The organism is Pseudomonas abietaniphila, assembly GCF_900100795.1.
Lineage (GTDB): Bacteria > Pseudomonadota > Gammaproteobacteria > Pseudomonadales > Pseudomonadaceae > Aquipseudomonas > Aquipseudomonas abietaniphila.
This window is the reverse complement of the sequence record NZ_FNCO01000011.1, coordinates 210,357-236,931: the sequence shown is the minus strand read 5'-3', so window position 1 is coordinate 236,931 and position 26,575 is coordinate 210,357. Positions and strand designations below refer to the sequence as shown.

At 60.6% G+C, this 26,575-nt stretch carries 22 protein-coding genes and 1 pseudogene; all 23 read right to left on the bottom strand.

The window, feature by feature from the left end; genetic code table 11:
* Nucleotides 1-82: 82 nt before the first annotated feature.
* The gene (locus tag BLS87_RS35315) at nt 83-850 is read right to left on the bottom strand and encodes a methyl-accepting chemotaxis protein (protein ID WP_425262241.1); all 768 of its coding nucleotides are present in this window, start codon (nt 848-850) and stop codon (nt 83-85) included.
* A gap of 93 nt (nt 851-943) precedes the next feature.
* Nucleotides 944-2,026, bottom strand: a pseudogene (locus BLS87_RS35310) (HAMP domain-containing protein); the annotation flags it as partial.
* An 806-nt stretch (nt 2,027-2,832) separates the two neighbouring features.
* Nucleotides 2,833-4,290, bottom strand: coding sequence for an NADH-quinone oxidoreductase subunit NuoN (gene nuoN / locus BLS87_RS21370; protein WP_074755340.1), 1,458 nt, complete (start codon nt 4,288-4,290; stop codon nt 2,833-2,835).
* Between the two features lie 7 nt (nt 4,291-4,297).
* On the bottom strand, nt 4,298-5,830 hold the full coding sequence (gene nuoM, locus BLS87_RS21365; RefSeq protein WP_074755338.1) for an NADH-quinone oxidoreductase subunit M: 1,533 nt from the start codon (nt 5,828-5,830) through the stop codon (nt 4,298-4,300).
* 52 nt (nt 5,831-5,882) lie between these two features.
* Nucleotides 5,883-7,730 (bottom strand): NADH-quinone oxidoreductase subunit L, encoded by a 1,848-nt coding sequence (gene nuoL / locus BLS87_RS21360; RefSeq protein WP_074755336.1) that lies wholly within the window; start codon nt 7,728-7,730, stop codon nt 5,883-5,885.
* Entirely contained in the window at nt 7,727-8,038 is a 312-nt protein-coding gene (nuoK, locus tag BLS87_RS21355) for an NADH-quinone oxidoreductase subunit NuoK (RefSeq protein ID WP_062380726.1), read from the bottom strand. Before nuoK ends, nuoL begins: the two co-directional genes overlap by 4 nt.
* 4 nt (nt 8,039-8,042) lie before the next feature.
* Nucleotides 8,043-8,543, bottom strand: a complete 501-nt coding sequence (gene nuoJ, locus BLS87_RS21350) for an NADH-quinone oxidoreductase subunit J (RefSeq protein WP_062380728.1) — start codon at nt 8,541-8,543, stop codon at nt 8,043-8,045.
* Between the two features lie 9 nt (nt 8,544-8,552).
* A complete protein-coding gene (gene nuoI, locus BLS87_RS21345) occupies nt 8,553-9,101 on the bottom strand; it encodes an NADH-quinone oxidoreductase subunit NuoI (protein WP_042559871.1) in 549 nt (182 codons plus the stop codon).
* Between the two features lie 11 nt (nt 9,102-9,112).
* A complete protein-coding gene (gene nuoH / locus BLS87_RS21340) occupies nt 9,113-10,105 on the bottom strand; it encodes an NADH-quinone oxidoreductase subunit NuoH (protein ID WP_074755334.1) in 993 nt (330 codons plus the stop codon).
* Complete coding sequence (gene nuoG / locus BLS87_RS21335) at nt 10,102-12,819, bottom strand: NADH-quinone oxidoreductase subunit NuoG (RefSeq protein WP_074755332.1); 2,718 nt, start codon at nt 12,817-12,819, stop codon at nt 10,102-10,104. The genes nuoH and nuoG overlap by 4 nt, the downstream gene beginning before the upstream one ends.
* 136 nt (nt 12,820-12,955) lie before the next feature.
* Entirely contained in the window at nt 12,956-14,320 is a 1,365-nt protein-coding gene (gene nuoF, locus BLS87_RS21330; protein ID WP_074755330.1) for an NADH-quinone oxidoreductase subunit NuoF, read from the bottom strand.
* A complete protein-coding gene (nuoE, locus tag BLS87_RS21325) occupies nt 14,317-14,814 on the bottom strand; it encodes an NADH-quinone oxidoreductase subunit NuoE (protein ID WP_074755328.1) in 498 nt (165 codons plus the stop codon). Before nuoE ends, nuoF begins: the two co-directional genes overlap by 4 nt.
* 2 nt (nt 14,815-14,816) lie before the next feature.
* Entirely contained in the window at nt 14,817-16,598 is a 1,782-nt protein-coding gene (nuoC, locus tag BLS87_RS21320) for an NADH-quinone oxidoreductase subunit C/D (RefSeq protein WP_074755326.1), read from the bottom strand.
* A 74-nt stretch (nt 16,599-16,672) separates the two neighbouring features.
* A complete protein-coding gene (locus BLS87_RS21315; RefSeq protein ID WP_074755324.1) occupies nt 16,673-17,347 on the bottom strand; it encodes a NuoB/complex I 20 kDa subunit family protein in 675 nt (224 codons plus the stop codon).
* 10 nt (nt 17,348-17,357) lie between these two features.
* Entirely contained in the window at nt 17,358-17,771 is a 414-nt protein-coding gene (locus BLS87_RS21310; protein WP_062380742.1) for an NADH-quinone oxidoreductase subunit A, read from the bottom strand.
* A 503-nt stretch (nt 17,772-18,274) separates the two neighbouring features.
* Nucleotides 18,275-19,600 carry an isocitrate lyase gene (gene aceA, locus BLS87_RS21305; protein ID WP_074755322.1) on the bottom strand — a complete coding sequence of 442 codons (1,326 nt, stop codon included), beginning with the start codon at nt 19,598-19,600 and terminating at the stop codon, nt 18,275-18,277.
* Nucleotides 19,601-20,093: 493 nt separating this feature from the next.
* Nucleotides 20,094-20,882 (bottom strand): secretin N-terminal domain-containing protein, encoded by a 789-nt coding sequence (locus tag BLS87_RS21300; RefSeq protein ID WP_074755320.1) that lies wholly within the window; start codon nt 20,880-20,882, stop codon nt 20,094-20,096.
* Nucleotides 20,883-21,049: 167 nt separating this feature from the next.
* On the bottom strand, nt 21,050-21,475 hold the full coding sequence (locus BLS87_RS21295) for a GNAT family N-acetyltransferase (protein WP_074755318.1): 426 nt from the start codon (nt 21,473-21,475) through the stop codon (nt 21,050-21,052).
* Nucleotides 21,468-22,634: a ribosomal protein uL16 3-hydroxylase gene (locus BLS87_RS21290; RefSeq protein WP_074755316.1), complete on the bottom strand. Its 1,167-nt coding sequence runs from the start codon at nt 22,632-22,634 to the stop codon at nt 21,468-21,470. The genes BLS87_RS21295 and BLS87_RS21290 overlap by 8 nt, the downstream gene beginning before the upstream one ends.
* A gap of 84 nt (nt 22,635-22,718) precedes the next feature.
* Nucleotides 22,719-24,089 (bottom strand): adenylosuccinate lyase, encoded by a 1,371-nt coding sequence (gene purB / locus BLS87_RS21285; RefSeq protein ID WP_074755314.1) that lies wholly within the window; start codon nt 24,087-24,089, stop codon nt 22,719-22,721.
* Between the two features lie 132 nt (nt 24,090-24,221).
* Nucleotides 24,222-24,842, bottom strand: a complete 621-nt coding sequence (gene hflD / locus BLS87_RS21280; protein WP_074755312.1) for a high frequency lysogenization protein HflD — start codon at nt 24,840-24,842, stop codon at nt 24,222-24,224.
* Nucleotides 24,839-25,972, bottom strand: a complete 1,134-nt coding sequence (gene mnmA / locus BLS87_RS21275) for a tRNA 2-thiouridine(34) synthase MnmA (RefSeq protein WP_074755310.1) — start codon at nt 25,970-25,972, stop codon at nt 24,839-24,841. The genes hflD and mnmA overlap by 4 nt, the downstream gene beginning before the upstream one ends.
* A gap of 70 nt (nt 25,973-26,042) precedes the next feature.
* On the bottom strand, nt 26,043-26,483 hold the full coding sequence (locus tag BLS87_RS21270) for an NUDIX hydrolase (protein ID WP_074755308.1): 441 nt from the start codon (nt 26,481-26,483) through the stop codon (nt 26,043-26,045).
* Nucleotides 26,484-26,575 lie beyond the last annotated feature (92 nt).

Below are 26,575 nucleotides of genomic sequence, written 5' to 3'. Positions count from 1 at the left end.
CCCGCTCGTCGAAAGGGCTCCGGTTGTGAGCCTTTTCTCTGTGTCGGCTACAGGCCGTCCGTGGCCATAGTGCTGAATGAGGTCAGAACTTGAAGCGTCCCACCAGGCCTTTGAGTTGACCGGAGATGTCCGTCAGGCGCCCTGAACCGGACTGTGCCGAGTGCGCGAATTCTTCCACCAACTGAGCATCGGCATGAATCTGCGCGATATGCCGGTTGATCTCTTCCGCCACTTGATGCTGCTCTTCCGCGGCCGTGGCGATCTGAGTGTTCTGATCGCGGATGGAATCGACGGACGTGCGGATCTTGTCGAAGCTGTCCCGAGCCTGCTGGATGCACTCGACGCTGTTTTGCGAGACCTGCAAGCTTCCCTGCATCTGCAGCGTCACCTCTTGGGTACGCCGTCCGAGGTTGCCAAGCAGGCTGTCAATTTCGCCTGTCGAGTCGGCGGTGCGTCGGGCCAGTGCTCGTACTTCATCGGCCACCACCGCGAATCCGCGGCCTTGATCACCGGCACGCGCCGCTTCGATGGCGGCGTTGAGCGCCAGCAGGTTGGTCTGTTCGGCGATGGAGCGAATGGTGTCGAGGATGCTGTTGATGTTCTTGCTGTCCTGCTCCAGCAACTGCATGGTTTCCGTCGATTGCTGCAGTTCCTTGCTCAGTTTCATCACGCTGCCCGTGGCTTCGCTGATGTGCTGCTGGCCGTCGGACACGTCGCGATAACCCGAATCGGCGCTGGACGCCGCCTCGCTGCAGGAGCGCGCGACTTCGTTAGCGGTGGCGACCATCTCGTTGAAGGCGGTGCTGACCAGCTCCACCGCCTCACGTTGGCGACCGGCGACTTCGTCCATGTTTCTGGCGACCTGATGGGTGTCGGCAGCCGCTGCTTGCAGATCGGTAGAGGCACTGCTGATCCGTTGCACCAACTGCGAAATCATTCCGAGGAACTGGTTGAACCAGCCCGCCAGCGTGGCGGTTTCGTCCTTGCCCTGCACCTTGAGCTGACGCGTGAGATCGCCTTCGCCTTCGGCAATCTCCTGCAGACCGTCGGCAACGCCACGAATCGGCCGCACGATCAAGCCGGCGAAGCTGGCGCCGACCACGGCGAAGATCACCGCGAGTGCGGCGGCAATGGCGGCGATCAACCAGGTCAGGTTAGAGGCCTTGGCCATCACTTCGTCGCGCTCGATCAGACCGATGAAACGCCAGCCCAACCCTTTGGAGCTGATCACGTTGGCCATGTAGACCTTACCGTCGATCTCGACCTGAGCGGGGCCGTCGCCACGTTGCGCCAGCTCGGCGTAGTTGGCGCCCAGGCTGGCCATCGGTTTGAAGTTATGCTGCGCGTTGCTGGGGTCCACGAGCACGTTGCCGTTGGCTTCGACCAGCATGAGGTAACCGCTGTTGCCCAGCTTGATGTTCTTGACCAGCTCGGTCAGCTGCTTGAGCGAGACGTCCAGACCGACAACACCCACCAGCTTGCCCGCTGCGTCGCTGACGGTGTGCACGGTGCCGATCAACGAGATGTCATCCGGGGCCCAATAGTAGGCGCCTGTGCGAACAGTGGCACCTGGCGAAGCGATCGCTGCCTGATACCACGGACGCTGGCGCGGATCATACTGGGAGAGCTTGGCGTCGTCCGGCCAGCTCGCGTAGCCGCCATCCGTCAGGCCAAGAGAGAGATACGCGGTGCTCGGATGGCTTTTGGCGAAGGCCTCGAACATCTCGAGGAATGCACGGTTGTTTTCAGTCAGCGGAATCTGAGCCGCATCGGCCCCTGAGTAGTTCTTCAAATCCTTGCCAGCAACCACGCGGGGGTCCTTCGCCAGGTACTCGACGTTCTGGCTGATACCGTCGAAAAACTGCTTCATCCCGTTATCGATCTGACGAATCTCGCGCCCACTGCTGTCCACGAAGTCGGCCTTGGCCCCTTCCCGCACGTTAAACACGACAAGCACCGCCACCACAATAACCGGGAGACACGCGATGGCCGCAAACGCCCACGTCAGCTTCTGTTTGATGTTCATGAAATATTCCGCTGGTTTTATAAGTGTTGGAAGGCAGAAACAAAAAAGTGCGTGGCTGGATTTTTTAGAAGAGACGTCCACGGCTACCTCCAGACTATCGGCCGACGACGTGAGAAGGTGAGGGCAGGGCCACGGCATACAGACGATTGGCAACGCTCGATAGCGTCTCTACCCCATGGAGAGTCGACGCAGAGCGTCAGGACATGCGTGCCCACGCAGAGCGTGGGAACGATCAAGACAGTCGGTGGTGGGGGAGAGGTATTCAGGGTGAATGACCTACCGCATTCGCTGCCGTCGTAACCTCCGACGTCTCCCACAAGGACTTGTTATCGGTCATGAGATAGCGAAGCGCGTCAGCGATTCCGATCTTGATCTTGATCTTGATCTTGATCTTGATCTTGATCTTGATCTTGATCTTTCACCGCGAAAGTCCAGACACCACAAAACGCGACTTGGGTGTAGGCTGAACGCAGGCGGCGCGGAGTGGGCCGAGCGGCATGGATGCCGCGAGAGCTGCCCCCGGCCATGGATGGCCGATGGCAGCGTGCCCACGGAGCGTCGCCGGAGTGAAGGGACCCGACGCAGGAGGGCCAAGCCAGGAGCAGGGCCTTTTGGTTACTTTTTGGCTCTTGAAAAAGTAACTCGCCGAAGGCGAAACAGGTCTGGCGTTAGCCAGAACCCGTCAGCACCACCATCAACAACGGATCCGCCAATAAACCCAGTGTCACCCTAAACCCAGATCATCCGGATTCCAGCCATAAAAAAACCCTGCTCAAGAGCAGGGTTTCTTCTACCTCACCGAACCCTCAAAGCCCGGCGTGCTGCACCAGAGACAACAACGGCTGCGGGTAAACACCCAGGAAGAACGCCAACAGCGTAATCCCCAACAACATCACACCACCGGCACGCTGCGCCCAATTGAACGGCGCATCGTGGCGCTGAATCTTCGAGTCCTGCAGATACAGCGTCACCATCACCCGCAGGTAATAGAACACACCAATCGCACTGCCGATCACCAGCGAACCGGTCAGCCACCACAAGTGAGCCTCGACACCGGTTGCAATGATGTAGAACTTACCGATAAAGCCCGTCGTCAACGGAATACCCGCCAGCGACAGCATCATCACCGTCAGCACGGCCGTCAGGTACGGACGACGCCAGAACAGACCACGGTATTCGAACATCGCATCGGCGTCGCGACCGCTGTACGGCGACGACATCAAGGTGATCACACCGAACGCGCCCAGGCTGGTCAGCACGTAAGTCACCAGGTACACGCTGATCGCTTCAACCGCCAGACCTTTGCTGGCGACCATCGCGATCATCAGGTAACCGAAGTGAGCGATGGACGAATAGCCCAGCAGACGCTTGAGGTTGTTCTGAGTCAGCGCCAACAGGTTACCGATCAGGATCGACGCCACCGCAATGACCGACATCACGTCCGTCAGCACACCGCTGCTGGCCGCCGGAGAGATCTGGAACAGACGCACCAGCACACCGAACACCGCGACCTTGCTGGCGGTGGCCAGGAACGCCGCCACCGGGGCAGGGGCGCCTTCGTACACGTCCGGCGTCCACAGGTGGAACGGCACCAGCGACAGCTTGAAGCCCAGACCGATCAACATCATGCCCAGACCCAGGCTGGCGATCGGGCTTGGCATACCGGTGGCCGCGATGGCCTTGCCGATTTCGCTGAAGCCCAGGCTGCCCGCTTCGGCGTACAGCAGCGCCATACCGAACAGCAGGAACGCAGACCCTGCCGCCGAAAGCACCATGTACTTGATACCGGCTTCCAGCGAACGCTTGTTGAAGAAGGCATAAGCCACCAGACCGTAGACCGGCACCGACAGCAGTTCCAGACCGATGAACAGGCTCGCCAGGTGTTGCGAGGCGACCAGCACCATGCCGCCGGCAGCGGCCATCAGGATCAGCAGGTAAAGCTCTTCACGGTTGCCCGGGTAACCGGCCTTGCCTTCACCCAGGTAGGCGTGAGCCAGGGTGACGCACGCCAGAGTGGAGACCAGAATGATGCCGATATACAGCAGGGCAAAGCTGTCGATCTGCAGCAGAGGCGTAACCACCAGCGGCGCGACCTTGAGGGCCGGGTAAATCGACAGCAGGGCCAGGTTGAGTCCTGCCACGGTCAGCAGGAACGATTGCGAGTGATTGCGACGCCATGCGATGCCCAGCATCACCACCACAACGGTGATGCTGGTAATCAGCAGCGGCGCCAGCGCAATAAAGTGTTGAATCGTCAGGTCCATAGCGCTCTTACCGGGCCGAAGCGAGTTGAGTGAAGGCGGTGCCGAGCCATTGCTGCACGCCATGCATGGTCGCCGAGGAAGTGTCGAGAACCGGCTGCGGGTAGATACCCAGCAGGACCAGCAACACGGCCAGGCCCAGCACCATGATCAATTCCCGTCCATCCATGCCTTTGAGAATCTCTTCGGTCTTTGCAGGGCCGAAGTAGGCGCGGTGGATCATGATCAGCGAGTAGACCGAACCGAACACCAGGCCGGAAGTGGCGATGGCGGTGATCCACGGTGCGCTCACGAAGGTGCCGATCAGGATCAGGAACTCGCCAACGAAGTTACCGGTGCCCGGCAGACCCAAGGAGGCGGCTGCGAAGAACAGGCTGATGGCTGGCAGGTAAGCGATCTTGTTCCACAGGCCGCCCATCTCGCGCATGTCACGGGTGTGCAGGCGCTCGTACAGCTGACCGCTGAGGATAAACAGTGCAGCGGCCGACAAACCGTGGGCCAGCATCTGAACCACGACGCCTTGCAGCGCCTGCTGGCTGCCGGAGTAGATACCGATCAGCACGAAGCCCATGTGCGACACGCTGGAAAACGCGATCAGACGCTTGATGTCGGTCTGGGCAAAGGCCAGGAAGGCACCGTAGAAGATCCCGATCAGGCCGAGGATCATCGCGATCGGTGCGAACTCTGCCGACGCGTTCGGGAACAGCGGCAGGGCAAAACGCAGCAGACCATAAGCGGCGGTCTTCAGCAGGATACCCGCCAGGTCCACAGAACCTGCGGTCGGTGCCTGGGCGTGCGCGTCAGGCAACCAGGAGTGCAGCGGCACGATCGGCAGCTTCACCGCGAAGGCGATGAAGAAGCCCAGCATCAGGATGTACTCGGTGCCGTGGGACAGTTTGGTCTTCAGCAGGTCGGCGTAGCTGAACGTGATGACGCCGGTCTGATTGAAGTGCACCAGCACCAGGCCCAGGATCGCCACCAGCATGATCAGGCCGCTGGCCTGAGTGAAGATGAAGAACTTGGTCGCGGCGTAGATACGGGTTTTCTTGCCGTCTGCAGAGCTGTGACCCCAGAGCGCGATGAGGAAGAACATCGGCACCAGCATCATTTCCCAGAAGAAGAAGAACATGAACAGGTCGATGGCGAGGAACACGCCCACCACACCGCCCAGGATCCACATCAGGTTCAGGTGGAAGAAGCCGACGTTACGCTGGATTTCTTTCCACGAGCAGAGGACCGAGAGGACACCCAGCAGACCGGTCAGCAGGATCATCAGCAACGACAGGCCATCGAGCGCCAGATGGACGCTGATGCCAAAGCGCTGGATCCACTGGGCCTTGAATTCAACCGCCCAGGTGGGGTCGACGCCAGGAGCCGGTGCGTAGGTGTACGTACCGGTGCTCCACAGCCACAGCGCCAGGGCAGTCAGGAGGGACATCGTAACCAGCGCAATCCAGCGCGGCAGGGTAGGGCCGAAGCGCTCACCTTGCCAGCACAACAGGCCGCCGATAAAGGGGATCAGGATTAGCCAAGGCAGAATCATGACGGGCTCAATTCCTTTTCGTAAGTCGCAAGGTTCATGTCAGATAGACTCATCAGACCAGCACAATCGCGCCGAGTACCAGTACGGCACCTGCGGCGATCGAAGCGGCGTACCAGCGCAGCTGACCGGTTTCAGTACGGGTCATCAAGCCGTTACCGGCTTTGACCAGACGCGGGATCACACCAATCGTGTGGTCGAGCGGGTCGCCACGCAGGATGCGGCTGATTGCCAGGTAAGGTTTGACGAACAACACGTCATACACCCAGTCGAAGCCCCATGCCGCGAACCACCAGGCGGACAGGAATCGACCCGGACCGCTGTTGGCGATGGCCGTGACCAGACGACGCTTGCCGAGGAACAGCACCGCGGCCAGCAGGATACCGGCCAGGGCGATGGCGCCCGAGGCGATTTCCAGACTGTGCTTGGCTTCGCCACCGGCATGACCGGCGCTTTCCGGCAGCACGCCCGCCAGTGGCGGATGAATCCAGGCACCGATGAACGTCGACAGCACGATCAGCACGCTCAGCGGCAACCAGTGGGAGATCCCGTGGCCAGCGTGAGCTTCGGTCTTCGCTTCGCCGTGGAAGGCGATGAAGATCAGGCGGAAGGTATACAGCGAAGTCATGAAGGCACCGACCAGACCTGCATACAGCAGGTACTGATGGCCACTGGCGAAGGCTTCCCAAAGAATTTCGTCCTTGGAGTAGAAACCTGCAGTCACCAGAGGCAATGCCGCCAGGGCAGCGCCGCCGACGATGAAGCTGGTGTAGGCCAGTGGCAGTTTCTTCCACAGGCCGCCCATCTTGAAGATGTTCTGCTCGTGGTGGCAGGCCACGATCACCGCACCGGATGCAAGGAACAGCAGGGCCTTGAAGAAAGCGTGGGTCATCAGGTGGAAGATCGCGCCTTCCCATGCACCCACACCCAACGCCAGGAACATGTAGCCGATCTGGCTCATGGTCGAGTAGGCGAGGATACGTTTGATGTCGGTCTGAACCAGTGCCGCAAAACCTGCCAGCACCAGGGTCACACCGCCGACGATGCCGACCAGGTGCAGGATGTCCGGCGCCAGGGCGAACAGGCCGTGTGTACGGGCGATCAGGTAGACACCGGCGGTTACCATGGTGGCCGCGTGGATCAGTGCGGAAACCGGGGTAGGACCGGCCATCGCATCCGCCAGCCAGGTCTGCAGCGGCAGTTGCGCGGATTTACCGACAGCGCCGCCCAGCAGCATCAGGGTGGCCAGCACGATCCAGAAGTCGCCGACCTTGAAGTGCTGCGGTGCACGTACCAGCAGTTCCTGGATGTTCAACGTGCCCAGTTGCTGGAACAGGATGAACAGGCCGATGGCCATGAACACGTCGCCGATGCGGGTCACGATGAAGGCTTTCAGTGCCGCGTTGCCGTTGTTGCGGTTGCTGTAATAGAAACCGATCAACAGGTACGAACACAGGCCCACGCCTTCCCAACCGAAGTAGATGAACAGCAGGTTGTCGCCCAGGATCAGGAACAACATGCTGGCAATGAACAGGTTGGTGTAGGCGAAGAAGCGCGAGTAACCGTCTTCACCGCGCATGTACCAGGACGCGAACAGGTGGATCAGGAAGCCCACGCCGACCACGACGCCCAGCATGGTGATGGACAGGCCATCGACATACAGCGCGAAGTTAGGGTCGAAGCCGTCAACCGACATCCAGCGCCACAACACCATGGTCAGGTGACCGCCTTCGGGCGGCGAGACGTTGAACTGGAAGATCACGTAGGCGGCCACAATGGCCGACAGGCCAATGGAGCCGACGCCGATCAGGGCCGACAGGTTTTCCGACCATTTGCCGCGTGAGAACGACAGCAGCAGGAAGCCGATCAGAGGGAATACGAAAGTCAGAAAGAGTAGGTTCATCCGCGCATCTCGCTGGCAGCGTCGATATCGAGAGTGTGGAAGCGGCGATACAGTTGCAGCAGGATCGCCAGGCCAATGCTGGCCTCGGCTGCGGCAAGGCTGATCACCAGGATGAACATGATCTGGCCGTCAGGCTGCGCCCAGCGGCTACCCGCCACGACGAAAGCCAGTGCGGCTGCGTTCATCATCACTTCCAGGCTCATCAACACGAACAGAATGTTGCGGCGTACCAACAGGCCCGCCAGGCCGAGGCAGAACAGGATGCCGGCGACGGCCAGCCCGTGTTCCAGAGGGATTTGTGCATGCATGGGATTACTCCTTCGCCTCGTTGCGGCCGACATGGAACGCCGTCACCGCTGCGGCGAGCAGCAGCATCGAGGCGAGTTCGACCACCAGCAGGTACGGACCGAACAGGCTGATGCCCACGGCCTTGGCGTCCACGGTCGTGTGGCCGATACCGGCGCCGGTGGAGTTGGCGAACAGCACGTACAGCAGCTCCGCCAGCAGCAGGCCACCCAGCAGGATCGGGCCCAGCCAGATACCGGGCTTGAGCCAGGCGCGTTCTTGCTGAACCGAGGCCGGGCCCAGGTTCAGCATCATCACCACGAACACGAACAGCACCATGATGGCGCCAGCGTAGGCGATCACTTCCAGAGCACCGGCAAACGGAGCGCCGAGACTGAAGAAGGTCATGGCCACGGCGATCAGCGAAATGATCAGGTAGAGCAGGGCGTGCACCGGGTTCGTGTTGGTAATCACCCGAAGGGTGGCTACAACAGCGATGCCGGATGCGAAATAGAAAGCGAATTCCATCTTTCTTCCTTAAGGCAGCAAGCTCTTGACGTTGATGGGCTCGGCTTCGTTCTGCGCAGAGCCTTTCGGCTTGCCGGCGATCGCCATACCTGCAACGCGGTAGAAGTTGTAGTCAGGGTTCTTGCCGGGACCGGAGATCAGCAGATCTTCCTTCTCGTACACCAGATCCTGACGTTTGAACTCGGCCATTTCGAAATCCGGCGTGAGCTGGATCGCGGTGGTCGGGCAGGCTTCTTCACAGAGACCGCAGAAGATGCAACGCGAGAAGTTGATGCGGAAGAAGTCCGGGTACCAGCGACCGTCTTCGGTCTCCGCTTTCTGCAGCGAGATGCAGCCGACCGGGCAGGCCACGGCGCACAGGTTGCAGGCCACGCAGCGCTCTTCGCCGTCGGGGTCGCGCGTCAGCACGATACGACCGCGGTAGCGAGGCGGCAGGTAAACCGCTTCTTCCGGATATTGCAGGGTGTCGCGCTTACGGAAGCCATGGCCGAAGACCATGATCAGGCTGCGTAGCTGGGTACCCGTACCCTTAACGATGTCGCCAATATATTTGAACATGGGTCAAATCCTCACTGAGCCGCCAAGACGACCGCAGCGGTCACTAGCAAATTGATCAGGGTCAGTGGCAGGCAGAACTTCCAGCTGAAATCCATCACCTGGTCATAACGCGGACGCGGGATAGAAGCGCGAAGCAGGATGAACAGCATGATGAAGAACGCGGTTTTCAGGACGAACCACATGAACGACAGTTGCGGCAGGATGTTGAACGGACCGTGCCAGCCACCGAAGAACAGGGTCACCAGCAGTGCCGAGATCAGGATGATGCCGATGTACTCACCGACGAAGAACATGCCCCACTTCATGCCGGCGTATTCAATGTGGTAACCGTCGGCCAGTTCCTGTTCCGCTTCCGGCTGGTCGAACGGGTGACGGTGAGTCACGGCGACGCCAGCGATGAAGAAGGTACAGAAGCCGAAGAACTGCGGAATGATGAACCACAGGTGATCGGCCTGGTACTGAACGATGTCGCCCATGTTGAACGAGCCGACCTGAACGATGATGCCCATCAGCGACAGGCCCAGGAACACTTCGTACGAGACGGTCTGTGCCGAAGCACGCAAGCTGCCCAGCAGGGCGTACTTGTTGTTCGATGACCAGCCGGCGAACAGCACCGCGTAGACCGACAGACCGGCCATGGCGAAGAAGAACAGCAGGCCGATGTTCAGGTCTGCGACGACCCAGGTCTGGGTGACCGGGATGATCGAGAACGAGATCAGCAACGCACTCATGGCCACGACCGGCGCCAGGGTGAAGATCATCTTGTCGACGAAGGGAGGATTCCAGTCTTCCTTGAAGAACATCTTCAGCATGTCGGCGGCGATCTGGAACATACCGAACGGGCCAACGCGGTTAGGACCGTAACGGTCCTGCCACCAGCCCAGCAGACGGCGTTCGACGAAGCTGAGCAGCGCGCCGCAAACCACCACGGCGAGCAGCACCACGATGGCCTTCACGACGGCGATGATCGAGTCGATCACTTCAGGGGTAAACCACGTGGTCATTGTGCTGCCTCCTGCAGACCTTCAACGGTTTTCCCGGCCAGCGCCGGAGGAATGCCCGCCAGACCCGATGGCAATGCCACCAGACCGGCGCCCAGCTCTTCGTTGATGCGCAGTGGCAGACGCAGGGTCTGACCGGCAACGTTGAGGCTGAGCATGGCACCGTCGTTGACGCCCAGGCGGTCCGCTTCGGACTTGGCCAGCGCGACATAGGCCGCCGGAATACGCTCTTGAACCGGCGCGGCTTTGGACGAGGTCTCGTCGCTGCCGAACAGGTGGTAGAACGGCACGACCTGCCAGGTCCCTTGAGCAGGGGAGAAGGCACGCGGCACGCTGGAGAACCAGCTCAACTTGTCGCCGCTGCTTTCGATCAGGCGCACGCCCGGGTCGCCCGCACGCAGATGACCACCGACTTCGTCCTGGAACTTGTTCCACGCTTGTGGCGAGTTCCAGCCCGGCGACCAGGCGAATGGCACCTGGGAGCGAGGTTCGGCGGAGCCCGAGTAACCTTCCATCGAGAACGAGAACGCGGTGTCCTTGTCCTGCGAGGTGCGTGGCTCATGCACGCTGATGTTGGCGCGCATGGCGGTCCGACCGCTGTAACGCAACGGTTCGCGAGCCAGTTTCAGGCCTTTGATACGGAACGCGGCGGAAGGCGCTGCACCGACAATGCCGGCCAGTTGCGCGTTGCTCGCGGCACAGGCTTCGGTGACGTGATCCAGTTGGGTCCAGTCCACCGGCTTGTTCAGCAGGGTGGCGCGCAGGGCATGCAGCCAGCGCCAGCCTTCGTGGATCTGGATGCTGGCGTCCAGGTAGGTCGGATCGTAGACCTGGAAGAAGCGCTGGGCGCGGCCTTCCTGGCTGACCAGCGTGCCGTCGCCTTCAGCGAAGCTGGCGGCCGGCAGCACGAGGTGCGCGCGGTCGGTGGTCGCGGTCTTCTGGTGGTCAGCAACGATCACCACTTTCGCGGCCTTCAGTGCGGCCTCGACGGTCGCCGCATCGACGCGGGTGAACAGGTCGTTTTCCAGCACGACGATGGCGTCGGCCTTGCCCGAGATCACCGTTTGCAGCGCGTCATCGACCGAATCACCACCGAACAGGGTCAGACCCATGCTGTTGGCTTCCGGAACGATCAGGCTCAGGGAGCCATTCTTCTCGCGCAGTTTCAGGGCTTTGGCGATGTTCGCAGCGGCTTCGATCAGCGCGCTGGAACCCAGCGAGGCGCCGGAGACGATCAGTGGACGCTTGGCGGCCAGCAGTGCATCGGCGATGCGTTGGGCCAGTTCCAGTGCTTCGCTGTCCAGGCCGGTGACGGCCGGCGCGCTTGGGTCGATGGCGTGTGCCACGGCGAAACCGATGCGGGCCAGATCGTCGGGAGCGGCGTGTACGCACTCTTCGGCGATATCGTCCAGGCGGGTTTCGGCCAGACTGGCGATGAACAGCGGGTTCATCTCGTGCTGACCGATGTTTTTCACCGCAGCGTCGAGCCAAGGCTGGACTTTCATCGCAGCGGCCATGTCTTCGGCTTTGTTCTTCACCAACTGACGCAGGCACAGCGCCATGCGCGCAGCGGTCTGCGTGACGTCTTCGCCGAGGATGAACACCGCGTCGTGCTCTTCGACTTCACGCAGGGTCGGAATCGGCAGCGGGCTGTCCTTCAGGACCTGTGCGACCAGACGCAGACGCGCAAGCTCACCGGCTTCGATACCCGAATAGAAGTGCTCGGCACCGACCAGTTCGCGCAAGGCGAAGTTGCTTTCAAGGCTGGCACGTGGCGAACCGATACCGACGATGTTGCGACCGCGCAGCATGTCGGCGGCCTTGTCCAGTGCAGCGTCCAGGCTCAGCTTGACGTTGCCTTCGGCCAGCAGTGGCTGACGTGGACGGTCGGTGCGGTTGACGTAGCCATAACCGAAACGGCCACGGTCGCACAGGAAGTACTGGTTCACCGAACCGTTGTAGCGGTTCTCGATACGGCGAATTTCGCCATAACGTTCGCCCGGGCTGATGTTGCAGCCGCTGGAGCAGCCGTGACAGATGCTCGGCGAGAACTGCATGTCCCACTTGCGGTTGTAACGCTCGGAGTGAGTCTTGTCGGTAAACACACCGGTCGGGCAGACCTCGGTGAGGTTGCCGGAGAACTCGCTTTCCAGCGTGCCGTCTTCGACGCGACCGAAGTACACGTTGTCGTGGGCACCGAACACACCGAGGTCGGTGCCGCCGGCGTAGTCTTTATAGAAGCGCACACAGCGATAGCAGGCGATGCAGCGGTTCATCTCGTGAGCGATGAACGGCCCCAGTTCCTGGTTCTGGTGGGTGCGTTTGGTGAAGCGGTAACGGCGCTCGTTGTGGCCGGTCATCACCGTCATGTCCTGCAAATGGCAGTGACCGCCTTCCTCACAGACCGGGCAGTCGTGGGGGTGGTTGGTCATCAGCCATTCGACGACGCTGGCGCGGAACGCCTTGGACTCTTCGTCGTCGATGGAAATCCAGGTGTTGTCAGTGGCGGGCGTCATGCAGGACATGACGATACGACCACGGGTGTCGTTCTCGTCGGTGTACTGCTTGACGGCGCACTGGCGACAGGCGCCAACACTGCCAAGTGCTGGATGCCAGCAGAAATAAGGGATGTCGAGCCCCAGCGACAGACAGGCCTGTAACAGGTTGTCTGCGCCATCGACTTCGAGCGCTTTGCCGTCTACGTGGATAGTAGCCATGGTTCAAAGGTCTTCGTTGGCCCGGTGTCAGCGGGCGTGGCTAATGGAATCTCGGTGCTGCTCCGGTTCAAACAGCCGTCAGGCGCAATCGGAGCAAAGGGCAGTGGTCTTTTGAATCACTGCCCGGTCAGTCTTGTTATGCGCCGACTATCGTGGGCGCTTTGCCAGGAACCAGGCCCGCTGTCGCACGTGCTGCCGGTGCGATGCCTGCCTCGAATTCCGGACGGAAGTATTTGATCGCGCTGCCCAGAGGTTCCACGGCGCCCGGTGCGTGGGCGCAGAAGGTCTTGCCTGGGCCGAGGAAGTTGACCAACCCCAGCAGCGTCTCGATATCGCCGGGTTGACCCTGGCCGTTCTCGAGCGCTCGCAGCATCTTCACGCTCCACGGCAAGCCGTCGCGGCAAGGTGTGCAGAAACCGCACGACTCCTGGGCGAAGAACTCTTCCATGTTGCGCAGCAGCGACACCATGTTGACCTTGTCGTCGACGGCCATCGCCAGACCGGTACCCATCCGGGTGCCGACCTTGGCCACGCCGCCCGCGTAGAACGCGCAGTCGAGGTGTTCGGGCAGCAGGAAACCGGTACCGGCACCGCCTGGCTGCCAGCACTTGAGCTTGAAGCCGTCGCGCATGCCGCCCGCGTAGTCTTCAAACAGCTCACGGGCCGGCAGGCCGAAAGGCAGTTCCCAGATACCCGGGTTCTTCACCTTGCCGGAGAAGCCCATCAGCTTGGTGCCGTGGTCTTCACTGCCTTCGCGGGCGAGCGACTTGTACCAGTCGTTGCCGTTGTTGACGATCGCCGGGACGTTGCACAGGGTTTCGACGTTGTTCACGCAGGTCGGTTTGCCCCACACGCCAACGGCGGCAGGGAAGGGCGGCTTGGAGCGCGGGTTGGCGCGACGGCCTTCCAGGGAGTTGATCAGTGCGGTTTCTTCACCGCAGATGTAACGCCCGGCGCCGGTGTGCACGAACAGCTCGAAGTCGAAGCCGGTGCCCAGGATGTTCTTGCCCAACAGACCCGCGGCCTTGGCTTCAGCCACGGCGCGGTTCAGGTGCTTGGCCGCAGTAACGTACTCGCCACGCAGGAAGATGTAGCCGCGGTAGGCCTTCAGCGCGCGAGCACTGATCAGCATGCCTTCCACCAGCAGATGGGGCAGTTGCTCCATCAGCATGCGGTCTTTCCAGGTGTTCGGTTCCATCTCGTCCGCGTTGCACAGCAGGTAGCGGATGTCGAGGGATTCGTCTTTGGGCATCAGGCCCCACTTCACGCCCGTGGGGAAGCCCGCGCCGCCACGACCCTTGAGGCCGGAGTCCTTGACCGACTGAACGATTTCGTCAGGCGTTTGCTGGGCGAAGGCCTTACGGGCAGCGGCATAGCCGTCTTTGGCCACGTACTCGTCCAACCACACCGGCTCGCCGTCGTCGCGAAGACGCCAGGTCAGCGGATGGGTTTCCGGCGTACGGGTGATCAGGTTGGCCGGACCGAAGGAAGTGATGGTCATACGTAACCCTCCAGCAGCTGGGCAACGCCCGTCGGCTGCAGATTGCCGAAAGTATCGTCGTCGATCATGACCGCCGGTGCCTTGTCGCAGTTGCCCAGGCAGCAGGCCGGCAGCAGCGTGAAGCGGCCGTCGGCCGTGGTCTGACCCAGGCCGATGCCCAGCGTGCTCTGAATCTCGCCGACGATGTCTTCGTGACCGGCGATGAAGCAGACCATGCTGTTGCAGACACGGATGATGTGACGGCCGACCGGTTGACGGAAGATCTGGCTGTAGAACGTGGCCACGCCTTCAACGTCGCTGGCAGGGATGCCCAGCACTTCGCCGATCGCGTAGATGGCGCCGTCCGGCACCCAGCCGCGTTCTTTCTGGACAATTTTCAGGGCTTCGATGGACGCCGCGCGCGGGTCCTCGTAGTGATGCATTTCGTGCTCGATGGCCGAGCGCTCGGATTCGCTCAGGGCGAAACGGTCTGTCTGGATAAGCGTGCTGTTCATGCTTAGCGGTCCACGTCGGCCATAACGAAGTCGATACTACCCAGGTACGCGATCAAGTCCGCGACCATGCTGCCTTTGATCACCGAAGGGATCTGCTGCAGGTGCGGGTAGCTTGGGGTGCGAATCCGGGTACGGTAGCTCATGGTGCCGCCGTCGCTCGTCAGGTAATAACTGTTGATGCCCTTGGTCGCTTCAATCATCTGGAAGGATTCATTGGCCGGCATGACCGGGCCCCACGAAACCTGCAGGAAGTGCGTGATCAAGGTTTCGATGTGCTGCAGCGTGCGCTCTTTCGGCGGCGGCGTGGTCAGCGGGTGATCCGCCTTGTACGGGCCTTCCGGCATGTTGCGCATGCACTGGTCGATGATCTTGATGCTCTGGCGCATCTCTTCGACGCGGACCATGCAGCGATCATAGGCATCGCCGTTGTGTGCCAGCGGCACTTCGAATTCGAAGTTCTCGTAACCCGAGTAAGGACGCGCCTTGCGCAGGTCGAAGTCGCAACCGGTGGAACGCAGGCCGGCACCGGTGACACCCCATTCCAGGGCCTCTTTGGTGTTGTAGGCGGCAACGCCGATGGTACGACCCTTGAGGATGCTGTTCTGCAGGGCGGCCTTGGTGTATTCGTCCAGGCGCTTGGGCAGCCACTCGACGAAATCCTTTACGAGTTTTTCCCAGCCGCGTGGCAGGTCGTGAGCGACACCACCGATGCGATACCAGGCCGGGTGCAGACGGAAACCGGTGATGGCTTCGATCACCGTGTAGGCTTTCTGGCGGTCGGTGAAGGTGAAGAACACCGGGGTCATCGCGCCCACGTCCTGGATATAGGTACCCAGGAACAGCAGGTGACTGGTGATACGGAAGAACTCGGCCATCATGATGCGGATGACGTCGACCTTCTCGGGCACCTTGATGCCGGCCAGCTTCTCGACCGAGAGCACGTACGGCAGGTTGTTCATCACGCCGCCGAGGTAATCGATACGGTCGGTGTACGGGATGAAACTGTGCCAGGACTGACGCTCGGCCATCTTCTCGGCACCACGGTGGTGGTAGCCGATGTCCGGAACGCAGTCGACGATTTCTTCACCGTCCAGCTGCAGCACGATACGGAACGCACCGTGAGCGGACGGGTGGTTCGGACCCAGGTTGAGGAACATGTAGTCCTCGTTGGTGCCGGAACGCTTCATGCCCCAGTCTTCCGGACGGAAGCGCGCGGCTTCTTCTTCCAGTTGCTGTTTGGCCAGCGTCAGGCTGTACGGGTCGAATTCGGTGGCGCGGGCAGGGTAGTCCTTGCGCAGCGGGTGACCTTCCCAGGTCGGCGGCATCATGATGCGGCTCAGGTGCGGGTGGCCCGGGAAATCGATCCCGAACATGTCCCACACTTCACGCTCGTACCAGTTGGCATTCGGCCAGATGCTGGTGATGGTCGGCACGCTGAGGTCGCCTTCGGACAAGGCGACCTTGATCATGACGTCGCTGTTACGCTCTACCGACAGCAGGTGGTAGAACACCGTGAAATCGGCGTCCGGCAAGCCACGGCGCTTGGTGCGCAGGCGCTCGTCCACACCGTGCAGGTCGTACAGCATCGAGTACGGCTTGGGCACGTTGCGCAGGAACGTCAGGATTTCGAACAGTTTTGCACGGGCGACCCACAGCACCGGCATGCCGGTGACAGTGGATTGGGCGGTGAACGCCTCGGCGCCAAAGCGGTTGTGCAGTTCAACGACGACATCTTGGTCGTCAGCCTTGTAAGGCGGGATGTACAGAGCGGTGTCTGCAGTCATAGGTCTCGATCGCTATCGGTCAACGTACAGAATGAACCCAGGTTCAGGCTTCTTTTTGTAAAAGAAAAACTGGATCAGACTTCGTCGGGGCTGCGCAGGTTTGTCACAGCAATACGCTGTTCGCGGCGCTGTTCCTTCTGCGACGGCATCTCGGCGCGATACACGCCTTGGTCGCCGACGACCCAGGAAAGAGGACGACGCTCCTGGCCAATGGATTCCTGCAGCAGCATAAGGCCTTGCAGGAATGCCTCTGGGCGGGGCGGGCAGCCGGGCACATAGACATCCACAGGCAGGAACTTGTCCACGCCCTGGACTACAGAGTAGATGTCGTACATGCCACCGGAGTTGGCGCACGAACCCATGGAGATGACCCATTTAGGCTCGAGCATTTGCTCATACAGACGCTGGATGATCGGCGCCATCTTGATGAAGCAGGTACCGGCGATAACCATGAAGTCCGCCTGACGCGGTGATGCCCGGATGACTTCGGCGCCGAAGCGTGCGATGTCGTGGGGCGCCGTGAAGGCGGTGGTCATTTCCACGTAGCAGCAGGACAGACCGAAGTTGTACGGCCAAAGGGAGTTCTTGCGACCCCAGTTGACAGCACCGCTCAGCACGTCTTCGAGCTTGCCCATGAAGATGTTTTTGTGGACTTGATCTTCTAACGGATCGGAAACGGTTTCCCGTTCGCCGATGGGGTACTGCTCGTTAGGAGCATCCGGGTCGATCCTGGTGAGATTGTATTGCATTGCCAAAGCCTCATTGTTTTAGCTTCGCCTGCCGATTACGACGACCTACGGGAGCCCAATCGAGCGCCCCTACACGCCATAGGTAGACAAGACCTGCCAACAGAATTGCTATGAAAACGAGAGCTTCGGCGAAGCCGGTCCAGCCGCTTTCGCGGACGGACACAGACCAGGCGTACAGAAAGAGGGCTTCAATATCGAAAATCACGAATAGCATCGCGACCAGATAGAATTTTGCGGAGAGCCGCAGGCGGGCGCCGCCTGTGGGCAGCATGCCGGATTCGAACGGTTCGTTCTTGCTGCGGCCCCAGGCTTTGGAACCCAGCAGGCTGGAGAGGCCGAGCATGAAGGCACAGAGGCCGATAACGCCCAAAAGGAAAATGGCGAAGCCCCAGTTGTGGGCAATCAGACCTGTCGATTCGGGCATGCTGGCAGTCCTTAACAGAGAGCAAGGGTCTCTGAGCTTGAAAAGAAGTAGAAGCAGTGACGATATGTCGCAGTGCGATCAATTCCGGGATTTTATGTGCAAAAGGAGGGCAAGTAAATTTTCTACATCAAATTTATTCGTAGGATTAATGAGATAAGTCACGGTTTTGGTACGCGAGCCCCTATGGCACGGGCATTACGGCACATTTTGTTAATTATGTTTCCCACAAACGGTAAAGAAAATCGACCGGGTCAAATGATAATTAATATCATTTGAGTCATGTTTTAGGGTGTGTCACTGAAACGTGACGAAGTTGACGTTATTGCGATCGTCAAATGAAAGGTTAATAAGCGACGGTGTTAATTAACTCGGTGTGCCCGATATGAGGCGTCTATGAGGTCATTGTTGGCGTTGTAAGCAGCTTATTGGCAGTGCTGAAAACACAAAGGTCGCCCGGAGGCGACCATGTGTTTTTAGAGGAAGAAGCTCCGAAAAATCGGCACTCAGTGGAACTGTTCTTCCTCGGTGGAGCCAGTCAGTGCGGTCACCGAGGACTTGCCACCCTGGATGACGGTGGTCATGTCGTCGAAGTAGCCGGTGCCGACTTCCTGCTGGTGCGCCACGAAGGTGTATCCCTTGGCGGCGTCAGCGAACTCCTGCTCTTGCAGCTTCACGTAGGCGGTCATGTCGTTGCGGGCGTAGTCGTGCGCCAGGTTGAACATGCTGTGCCACATGTTGTGGATGCCCGCCAGGGTGATGAACTGATGCTTGTAGCCCATTGCCGACAGCTCGCGCTGGAATTTGGCGATGGTGGCGTCGTCCAGGTTCTTCTTCCAGTTGAAGGAAGGCGAGCAGTTGTACGACAGCAGTTGGTCCGGGTATTCCTTCTTGATCGCTTCGGCGAAGCGGCGAGCCTCGTCCAGATCCGGCTTGGCGGTTTCACACCAGATCAGATCGGCATACGGCGCGTACGCCAGGCCACGAGCGATGGCTTGATCCAGGCCAGCGCGCACCTTGTAGAAACCTTCGGGGGTGCGGGTGCCGGTCACGAACGGCTGGTCGTACGGGTCGCAGTCGGAGGTCAGCAGGTCCGCAGCGTTCGCATCGGTACGCGCCAGAATGATGGTCGGTACGCCCGCAACGTCAGCCGCCAGACGTGCCGCGACCAGCTTCTGCACCGCTTCCTGTGTAGGCACCAGCACCTTGCCGCCCATATGGCCGCACTTCTTCACCGACGCCAACTGGTCTTCGAAGTGCACGCCGGCAGCGCCCGCCTCGATCATGCTCTTCATCAGTTCGTAGGCGTTCAATACGCCGCCGAAACCGGCTTCGGCGTCAGCCACGATCGGCGCGAAGTAGTCGATATAGCCTTCGTCGCCCGGGTTCTTGCCGGCTTTCCACTGGATCTGGTCGGCGCGGCGGAACGAGTTGTTGATGCGCTTGACCACGGTGGGCACCGAATCCACCGGGTACAGCGACTGGTCAGGGTACATCGACTCGGCGGAGTTATTGTCCGCGGCGACTTGCCAGCCGGACAGGTAGATCGCCTGGATGCCGGCTTTGACCTGTTGCACCGCCTGGCCGCCAGTCAGGGCGCCCATGCAGTTGACGAAATCCTTGTCGGGACGGAAGGACGGCTTGGCGCCCTGCGTCACCAGATTCCAGAGCTTTTCAGCGCCCAGTTTGGCGAACGTATGTTCTGGCTGGATCGAGCCACGCAGGCGGACGACGTCAGCAGCGGAGTAGGTGCGGGTCACGCCTTTCCAGCGTGGATTCTCGGCCCAGTCTTTCTCGATGGCTGCAATTTGTTGTTCGCGTGTCAGTGCCATGGGGTAAACCTCGTCGCATTGTCTGGTGAGTCTTGAGGTGAAAGCTCTTTGCTCCGCCGACGCCCTACGGTTTTTTCAGGCGCACTTATGGCTGCTCACTGAATCGGAAAGCATTGCGTTCAAGCCTGGATTTTTTTCGCGGTCACGATAGTGATGCGATGAAACCGCCTTTTGGGCGTAAAAGACGCGAATCGGCTCAACTTGGTTGAGTTTGAGCGCGATTCTGAGGCTTTCTGCGAAAACCTCCAATCAGTGGGAGCGAGGCCATCATGCCTTGGCGATTTTGCTTCGTCAAACACTTTGTAGTGCTTTTTTAGTCGCACTACATATTTTGACTAATACGACCCATCAGTCAGTTTCAGGCCCAAAGGTACTGATACCGCGAGGCCGCTCTGGGACTGGGTGGTCACGAGGTGGGAGGGCTTATGTAGTGCGAAAATGCGCACTACATAAGTTGCCGGAGTGCGCTTACATTCGTCATGGGGCCGGAGGATCAATCCAGGCTGTCGACTTTGACGCGCAGCGTCATGTCATCGCGACCTTGGGTGGAGTAGCGGCGCGCGACGCCTTGTTCGTCGGCGCGGGACTGATCACTGACGCCCGCCAGCGTAATCCATTCACCGAGCCTGCCACTGACCTGTGTGTCCGTACTCTGCACCTTGATCGCGTCGGCGCGTTGCTGGCTCATGCGGTCGTTGTTGGTGCTGATGTTCAGATGAACGATGTCGCCGGTGACGCTGGCTGTCACGTAGAAGCCGCGCGTGACATTGCGGTACTGGGTATTGCTCTGGGCGTAACCGTACGAGTCGGTCTGCACGTCGGTGATCGGGATGCTTTGACCGACCTGAATCAGCGCGGGCGTGCCTTCATTCGCCTGAACCTGCTGCACGCCGCCGTCACGGCTGGCGGTGCCATAGTTGATGATGCGGGTCTGGCTGTTGGCGCTCACCCGGCCGTTCTGTGAGCGGACAGTCCCGTTGACCGAGTAGCCCTGATCGTTCTGAACGGTGTTGTCGCTGGTGTCGACACTGATCAGAAGGCGTTTCGGCGCGGTGTCCAGCTGGGACAGCAGGTCGCGCAGCTCATTGATCTTGCTTGGTTCGGCATTGACGATCAGCTTGTTGCCGTAGGCATTGACGCTGCCCTCGTCGCCCAGAAATGACTTCACCGTGGGCATCAGGTCGTCGCTGGTGCGGTAGTTGAGGGGAATGACTTCGGTGGCGGCAACGGCCGTGAAGCTGCAAGCCAACAGCATCGAAGCGAGCAGGGTACGTAACGACATCGGTGTGATCTCCGCGAGGGGGCGCATCAAAGCGTTGAGTGTGACAGTTTGTCGGCCTGGACTTGGCCAAATTGAATCGCAGACAGCAGAACGCCCCGGCGTCCTGGTTTCAGCATAGTCAGCTGAGCCAGGAGCGGCGGGGCGTTCGCTTTTGAGTGGCGCGCGATTCAGCGTGAGCTGCGCACCATGTCAACGTGAGGCAGGCCGGCTTCGAGGAACTCTTCGCTGACCACCGTGAAGCCAAAGCGCTCGTAGAACGCCGTGGCGTAGACCTGGGCGCTCAGCTTCTGCTCCTTGAGATCGCGTTGCTCTGCCTCGGCGATCACGGCCGTCAGCAGTGCGTCGCCGACGTTTAGCCCGCGCCAGTCCTTGAGCACCGACAGGCGACCGATTTCGCCATCAGGCAGCAGACGAGCGGTGCCGACCGGGTAGTCGCCTTCCAGTGCCAGGAAGTGCAGGGCGCCTGCGTCTTCGGCATCCCATTCCAGTTCGGGCGGTACCGATTGCTCGGCAATGAACACGGCTTCGCGAATGCGCCGGATATCGGCGTTGTCTTTCTGCCAGTCAGCTACCCGTACACGGATCTTATTCATCAGCAAACCCCAGACTTCCTTGTTTGACCAGCTCGCAGAGCAAGCTACGACCGTCTTCATCCGCCAGCCACTGGCCCAGATTATCCATATGCAGTGCATCGGCCGCGCAGACCAGTTTCAACAGCTCGCGCAGACGGCCGGGCAACAGACGGCTCTGGCCGCTGGCGAACAGCAGCAGGTCGTCATCGACTTCGGACCACGCCAGGCGCGCGCTCGGGTTGCGGATCAGAATCGCACCCTGTTCCAGGCTGTCGAGCAGGTCGGCGTCGTCCAGTTCCGGGCCGGTCACCAGTTCCGGGTAACGCGGCTCGGTCATGAACTGGCCGAACCAGGTCAGCAGCAGGCGCTCGTCACCCATGTGTTCGGCCAGCAGCGCCTTGAGGCGGTCAAGGGCGTCACGCTGGATTTGGTGCGGGTCGCTGACCGGCTGTGCATCGGCATCGGTGTAGCGTTCTTCGTCAGACATGAACTGGCTGAGGAAATCGGTGAAGTGAGTCAGCACTTCAGCTGCACTTGGCGCGCGGAAGCCGACCGAGTAGGTCAGGCAGTCGTCCACCGCGACACCCCAGTGGGCCAGGCGCGGCGGCAGGTAGAGCATGTCGCCCGGTTCCAGGGTCCATTCTTCGGTGCCCTGAAAGTCGGCGAGGATGCGCAGGTCCGCATGCTCGAGCAACGGGCTGTCGGCGTCGCACATCTGGCCAATCTTCCAGTGGCGCTTGCCGTGGCCCTGAAGCAGGAACACGTCGTAGTTGTCGAAGTGCGGGCCGACGCTGCCACCCGGTGCGGCGTAGCTGATCATCACGTCATCGATGCGCCAGCTTGGCAGGAAGCGGAAGTTTTCCAGCAGCTCGGCCACTTCCGGGACGAATTGGTCAACGGCTTGTACGAGCAACGTCCATTCGGTTTCGGGCAGCTTGCTGAACTCGTCCTCGGGAAACGGGCCGCGACGCATTTCCCACGGGCGCACGCCGTTTTCGATGATCAGGCGCGACTCGACTTCTTCTTCCAGCGCCAGGCCGGCCAGTTCGTCAGCGTCGAGCGGGCTTTCGAAATCCGGGATCGCCTGACGAATCAGCAGGGGTTTTTTCTGCCAGTAATCACGCAGGAATTCGCGCGCGGTGATGCCGCCAAGCAGCTGAACAGGAATATCAGGATTCATGTGTAACCTATTGAAAAAGCGTGTTTTTCAGACCGGAATAAAAACGCCCGGCTCAGCCGGGCGTTCAGAGCGTGTGCGGTGCGATCAGATGCGCTGGGCTTGTGCCACGGCGTTGCCGATGTAGTTGGCCGGGGTGAGCTTCTTGAGCTCGGCTTTGGCTTCGGCAGGCATGTCCAGACCGTCGATGAACGTCTGCAGTGCTTCAGGGCTGATGCCCTTGCCGCGCGTCAGTTCCTTGAGCTTCTCGTACGGGTTCTCGATGTCGTAGCGGCGCATGACCGTCTGGATCGGCTCGGCCAGCACTTCCCAGCAGGCGTCCAGGTCGGCAGCGATCTTCTGCTCGTTCAGCTCCAGCTTGCCGATACCTTTCAGGCTCGCTTCGTAGGCAATCACGCTGTGAGCGAAGCCCACGCCGAGGTTGCGCAGCACGGTGGAGTCGGTCAGGTCGCGCTGCCAGCGGGAAATCGGCAGTTTGCTTGCCAAGTGCTGGAACAGGGCGTTGGCGATACCGAGATTGCCTTCGGAGTTTTCGAAGTCGATCGGGTTGACCTTGTGCGGCATGGTCGAAGAACCGATTTCGCCAGCGACCGTCTTCTGCTTGAAGTAGCCCAGGGAGATGTAGCCCCAGATGTCGCGGTCGAAGTCGATCAGGATGGTGTTGTAGCGCGCGATCGCGTCGAACAGCTCGGCAATGTAGTCGTGCGGTTCGATCTGCGTGGTGTACGGGTTGAAGCCCAGGCCCAGCTCGTCTTCGATGAAGGCGCGGGCATTGGCTTCCCAGTCGATGTCCGGGTAGGCCGACAGGTGAGCGTTGTAGTTGCCCACGGCGCCGTTGATCTTGCCCAGCAGGGGAACGGCCGCGACCTGAGCGATCTGACGCTCCAGACGGTAGACGACGTTCGCCAGCTCTTTGCCCAGTGTGGTCGGCGAAGCAGGCTGGCCGTGGGTGCGCGAGAGCATCGGCACGGCGGCGAAACGGATCGCCAGCTCGCGGATGGATTCGGCGATCTGACGCATCAGCGGCAGCAGGACCGTGTCGCGGCCTTCACGCAGCATCAGGGCGTGGGACAGATTGTTGATGTCTTCACTGGTGCAGGCGAAGTGGATGAATTCACTGACCTTGGCCAATTCCGGCAGTTTCGCAGCCTGCTCCTTGAGCAGGTATTCGATCGCCTTGACGTCGTGGTTGGTCGTGCGCTCGATCTCTTTCACACGCTCGGCGTGCTCCAGGGCGAAGTCATTGGCCAGTGCGTCGAGAATGGTGTTGGCCTCGGCGGAAAAGGCCGGGACCTCAGGGATTTGCGGGTGAGCCGCCAGGCGCTGGAGCCAGCGAACTTCAACGAGGGCGCGGAAACGGATCAGGCCGTATTCGCTGAAAATGGGGCGCAGGGCCTGGGTTTTGCCGGCGTAGCGGCCGTCTACAGGGGAAACCGCAGTGAGCGAAGAAAGCTGCATGGGGTGTTCTCGGACAGTCGGGCAACGAAAAGGGGCGCGTATCATACATGAAAATTCGGATCAGCCGAGGCCGGTTGACCGACAGGAGACGCGCTGTGTCGGGTAAATGCGCTGTTTCGATGCGCTCGGCCATCAGCCGTGCAGCAGCGGGTACAGTTCTTTCAATAACTTGCGACGGCTGATGACCAGTTGCCAGCGGTGACCGCCCACTTGTCGCCAAAGTCGCGCGCAGCGAATACCGGCCAGGAGCAGGGCGCGAATTTTCGAGGCGTTGTTGGGTTGCTGCAGGTTGCGCATGTCGCCGTGGACCTGAATACGCTGACGCAGTGTGCTCAGGGTGTCCTGGTACAGCGCGCCGCTGGCGGCGATCACGTTCTCGTGAACGATGCCGAAGTGTTCGACCTGCGACTTGATCTGCGGCAGGCGCTTGCCGATGGTGTCGAGCATGTCGTCGCGCTTGGACAGCTGACGCTCGAGGCCGAGCATGGCCAGCGCATAGCGCAGTGGTTCGCGCTGAAGCGTCCCGGGGTCGCGCTCAAGAGCACTGGCAAGGGCGCGGTAACCCTCGCGCAGGTTCAGGTCGTCGCCGCCGAACACATCGAGCGTGTCCTTCGGGTCCATGACCAGCAATCCGCCCAGCAGGCAGCCGACAGCCGCCTCACTGGCCTGCCCGGTCTTGGCGATCCGGTCCACCAGTACGGCCGCCTGAAACACGCCGCCGAGGGCAGTGAGTTGCTCTTGAATCGGACTCATCGACGAGGGTCCTTGCTGTGCCAGGGTTCGGCGATTTCGATGACGCCACCGCCGAGGCAGATTTCACCGTCGTAGAACACCACGGACTGGCCTGGGGTCACGGCCCGTTGCGGTTCGTCGAAGGTGGCGCGGTAGCCGGTGTCGGTACGTTCCAGGGTGCAGCGCTGATCGCCCTGGCGGTAGCGGACCTTGGCGGTCAGCGTGCGCGGGGTGCTAAGGTCAATCGGGTTGACCCAGTAGATTTTCGAGGCGAGCAGGGCGCGGGAGAACAGCCACGGGTGTTCGTTGCCCTGACCGACGATCAGCACGTTGTTCACCAGGTCTTTTTCCAGCACGTACCATGGCTCGTCGCCGGCGTCTTTCAGCCCGCCGATGCCCAGGCCCTGGCGCTGGCCGATGGTGTGATACATCAGGCCCGCATGGCGGCCGATGACCTCGCCTTCAGTGGTCTTGATCTCGCCCGGTTGCGCAGGCAGGTACTGCTTGAGGAAATCGGTGAAGCGACGTTCGCCAATGAAGCAAATGCCGGTGGAGTCCTTTTTCTTCGCGGTCGCCAGTTGGTACTTCTCGGCAATCGCACGGACTTCAGGCTTCTCCAGTTCGCCGACCGGGAACAGGGTCTTGGCGATCTGCTCGCCCGCCACCGCGTGCAGGAAGTAACTCTGGTCCTTGTTTGGGTCCAGGCCTTTGAGCAATTCGGTGCGGCCGTCGATGTCGCGGCGACGCACATAGTGACCGGTGGCAATAAGGTCAGCGCCGAGCATGAAAGCGTAATCAAGGAAGGCTTTGAACTTGATTTCGCGGTTGCACAGGATGTCCGGGTTCGGCGTGCGGCCGGCCTTGTACTCTTCGAGGAAGTGTTCGAAGACGTTATCCCAGTACTCGGCGGCGAAGTTCACCGTGTGCAGCTTGATACCGATGCGGTCGCACACGGCCTGGGCGTCCGCGAGGTCGTCCATGGCGGTGCAGTATTCCGTTCCGTCGTCTTCTTCCCAGTTCTTCATGAACAGGCCTTCCACCTGATACCCCTGCTCCATGAGCAGAAGGGCGGAGACCGAAGAATCCACGCCGCCGGACATGCCGACAATGACGCGCTTCTTTTCTGTATCGGAAAAGGCTGAATCAGACATAGGGGTTCGATGGGTAGCTTGGAAAAGGACGCGATTCTATCAGGGACTCGGCGTCAAGGCTAAAAGCTATTCAGTTGCGCACGACATCCAGGCTGTGGACCGGGCCTGCCAGGTAATCGTCGAGGCATTGCAGGACCAGCTCGCTGCGCCAGCGCTCGGGTTGAGCGGCCAGTTCGTCGTGAGTGAACCACGGCGCGCCGACGATGCCGGTGTCCAGTACGCGGTCGGGATGGTGTTTCACGGCTTTGGCGGTGAAGCACACCCGCTGATAGGTCACACCGTTGCTGGGCGCGGTGTACAGATAAATGCCGACCACGCCGGTCAATTCGACGTCCCAGCCGGTTTCTTCCAGGGTTTCGCGAATCGCGGCGTCGCGCAGGGTTTCGTTGGCTTCCAGATGGCCCGCGGGCTGATTGAGTACCCGTTTGTCATTTTTGACTTCTTCGACGAACAGAAAGCGGCCGTTGTCTTCGACGATGGTGGCGACGGTGATGTGGGGTTGCCAGGTCATTCGAAATCTCCTCGGTAAATGTCGGAGCAATCCGAGGTTAGGGGGGGGCGCGATAGCGGTTTTCCTGACACACCGCATCGCGACCGTCGTAA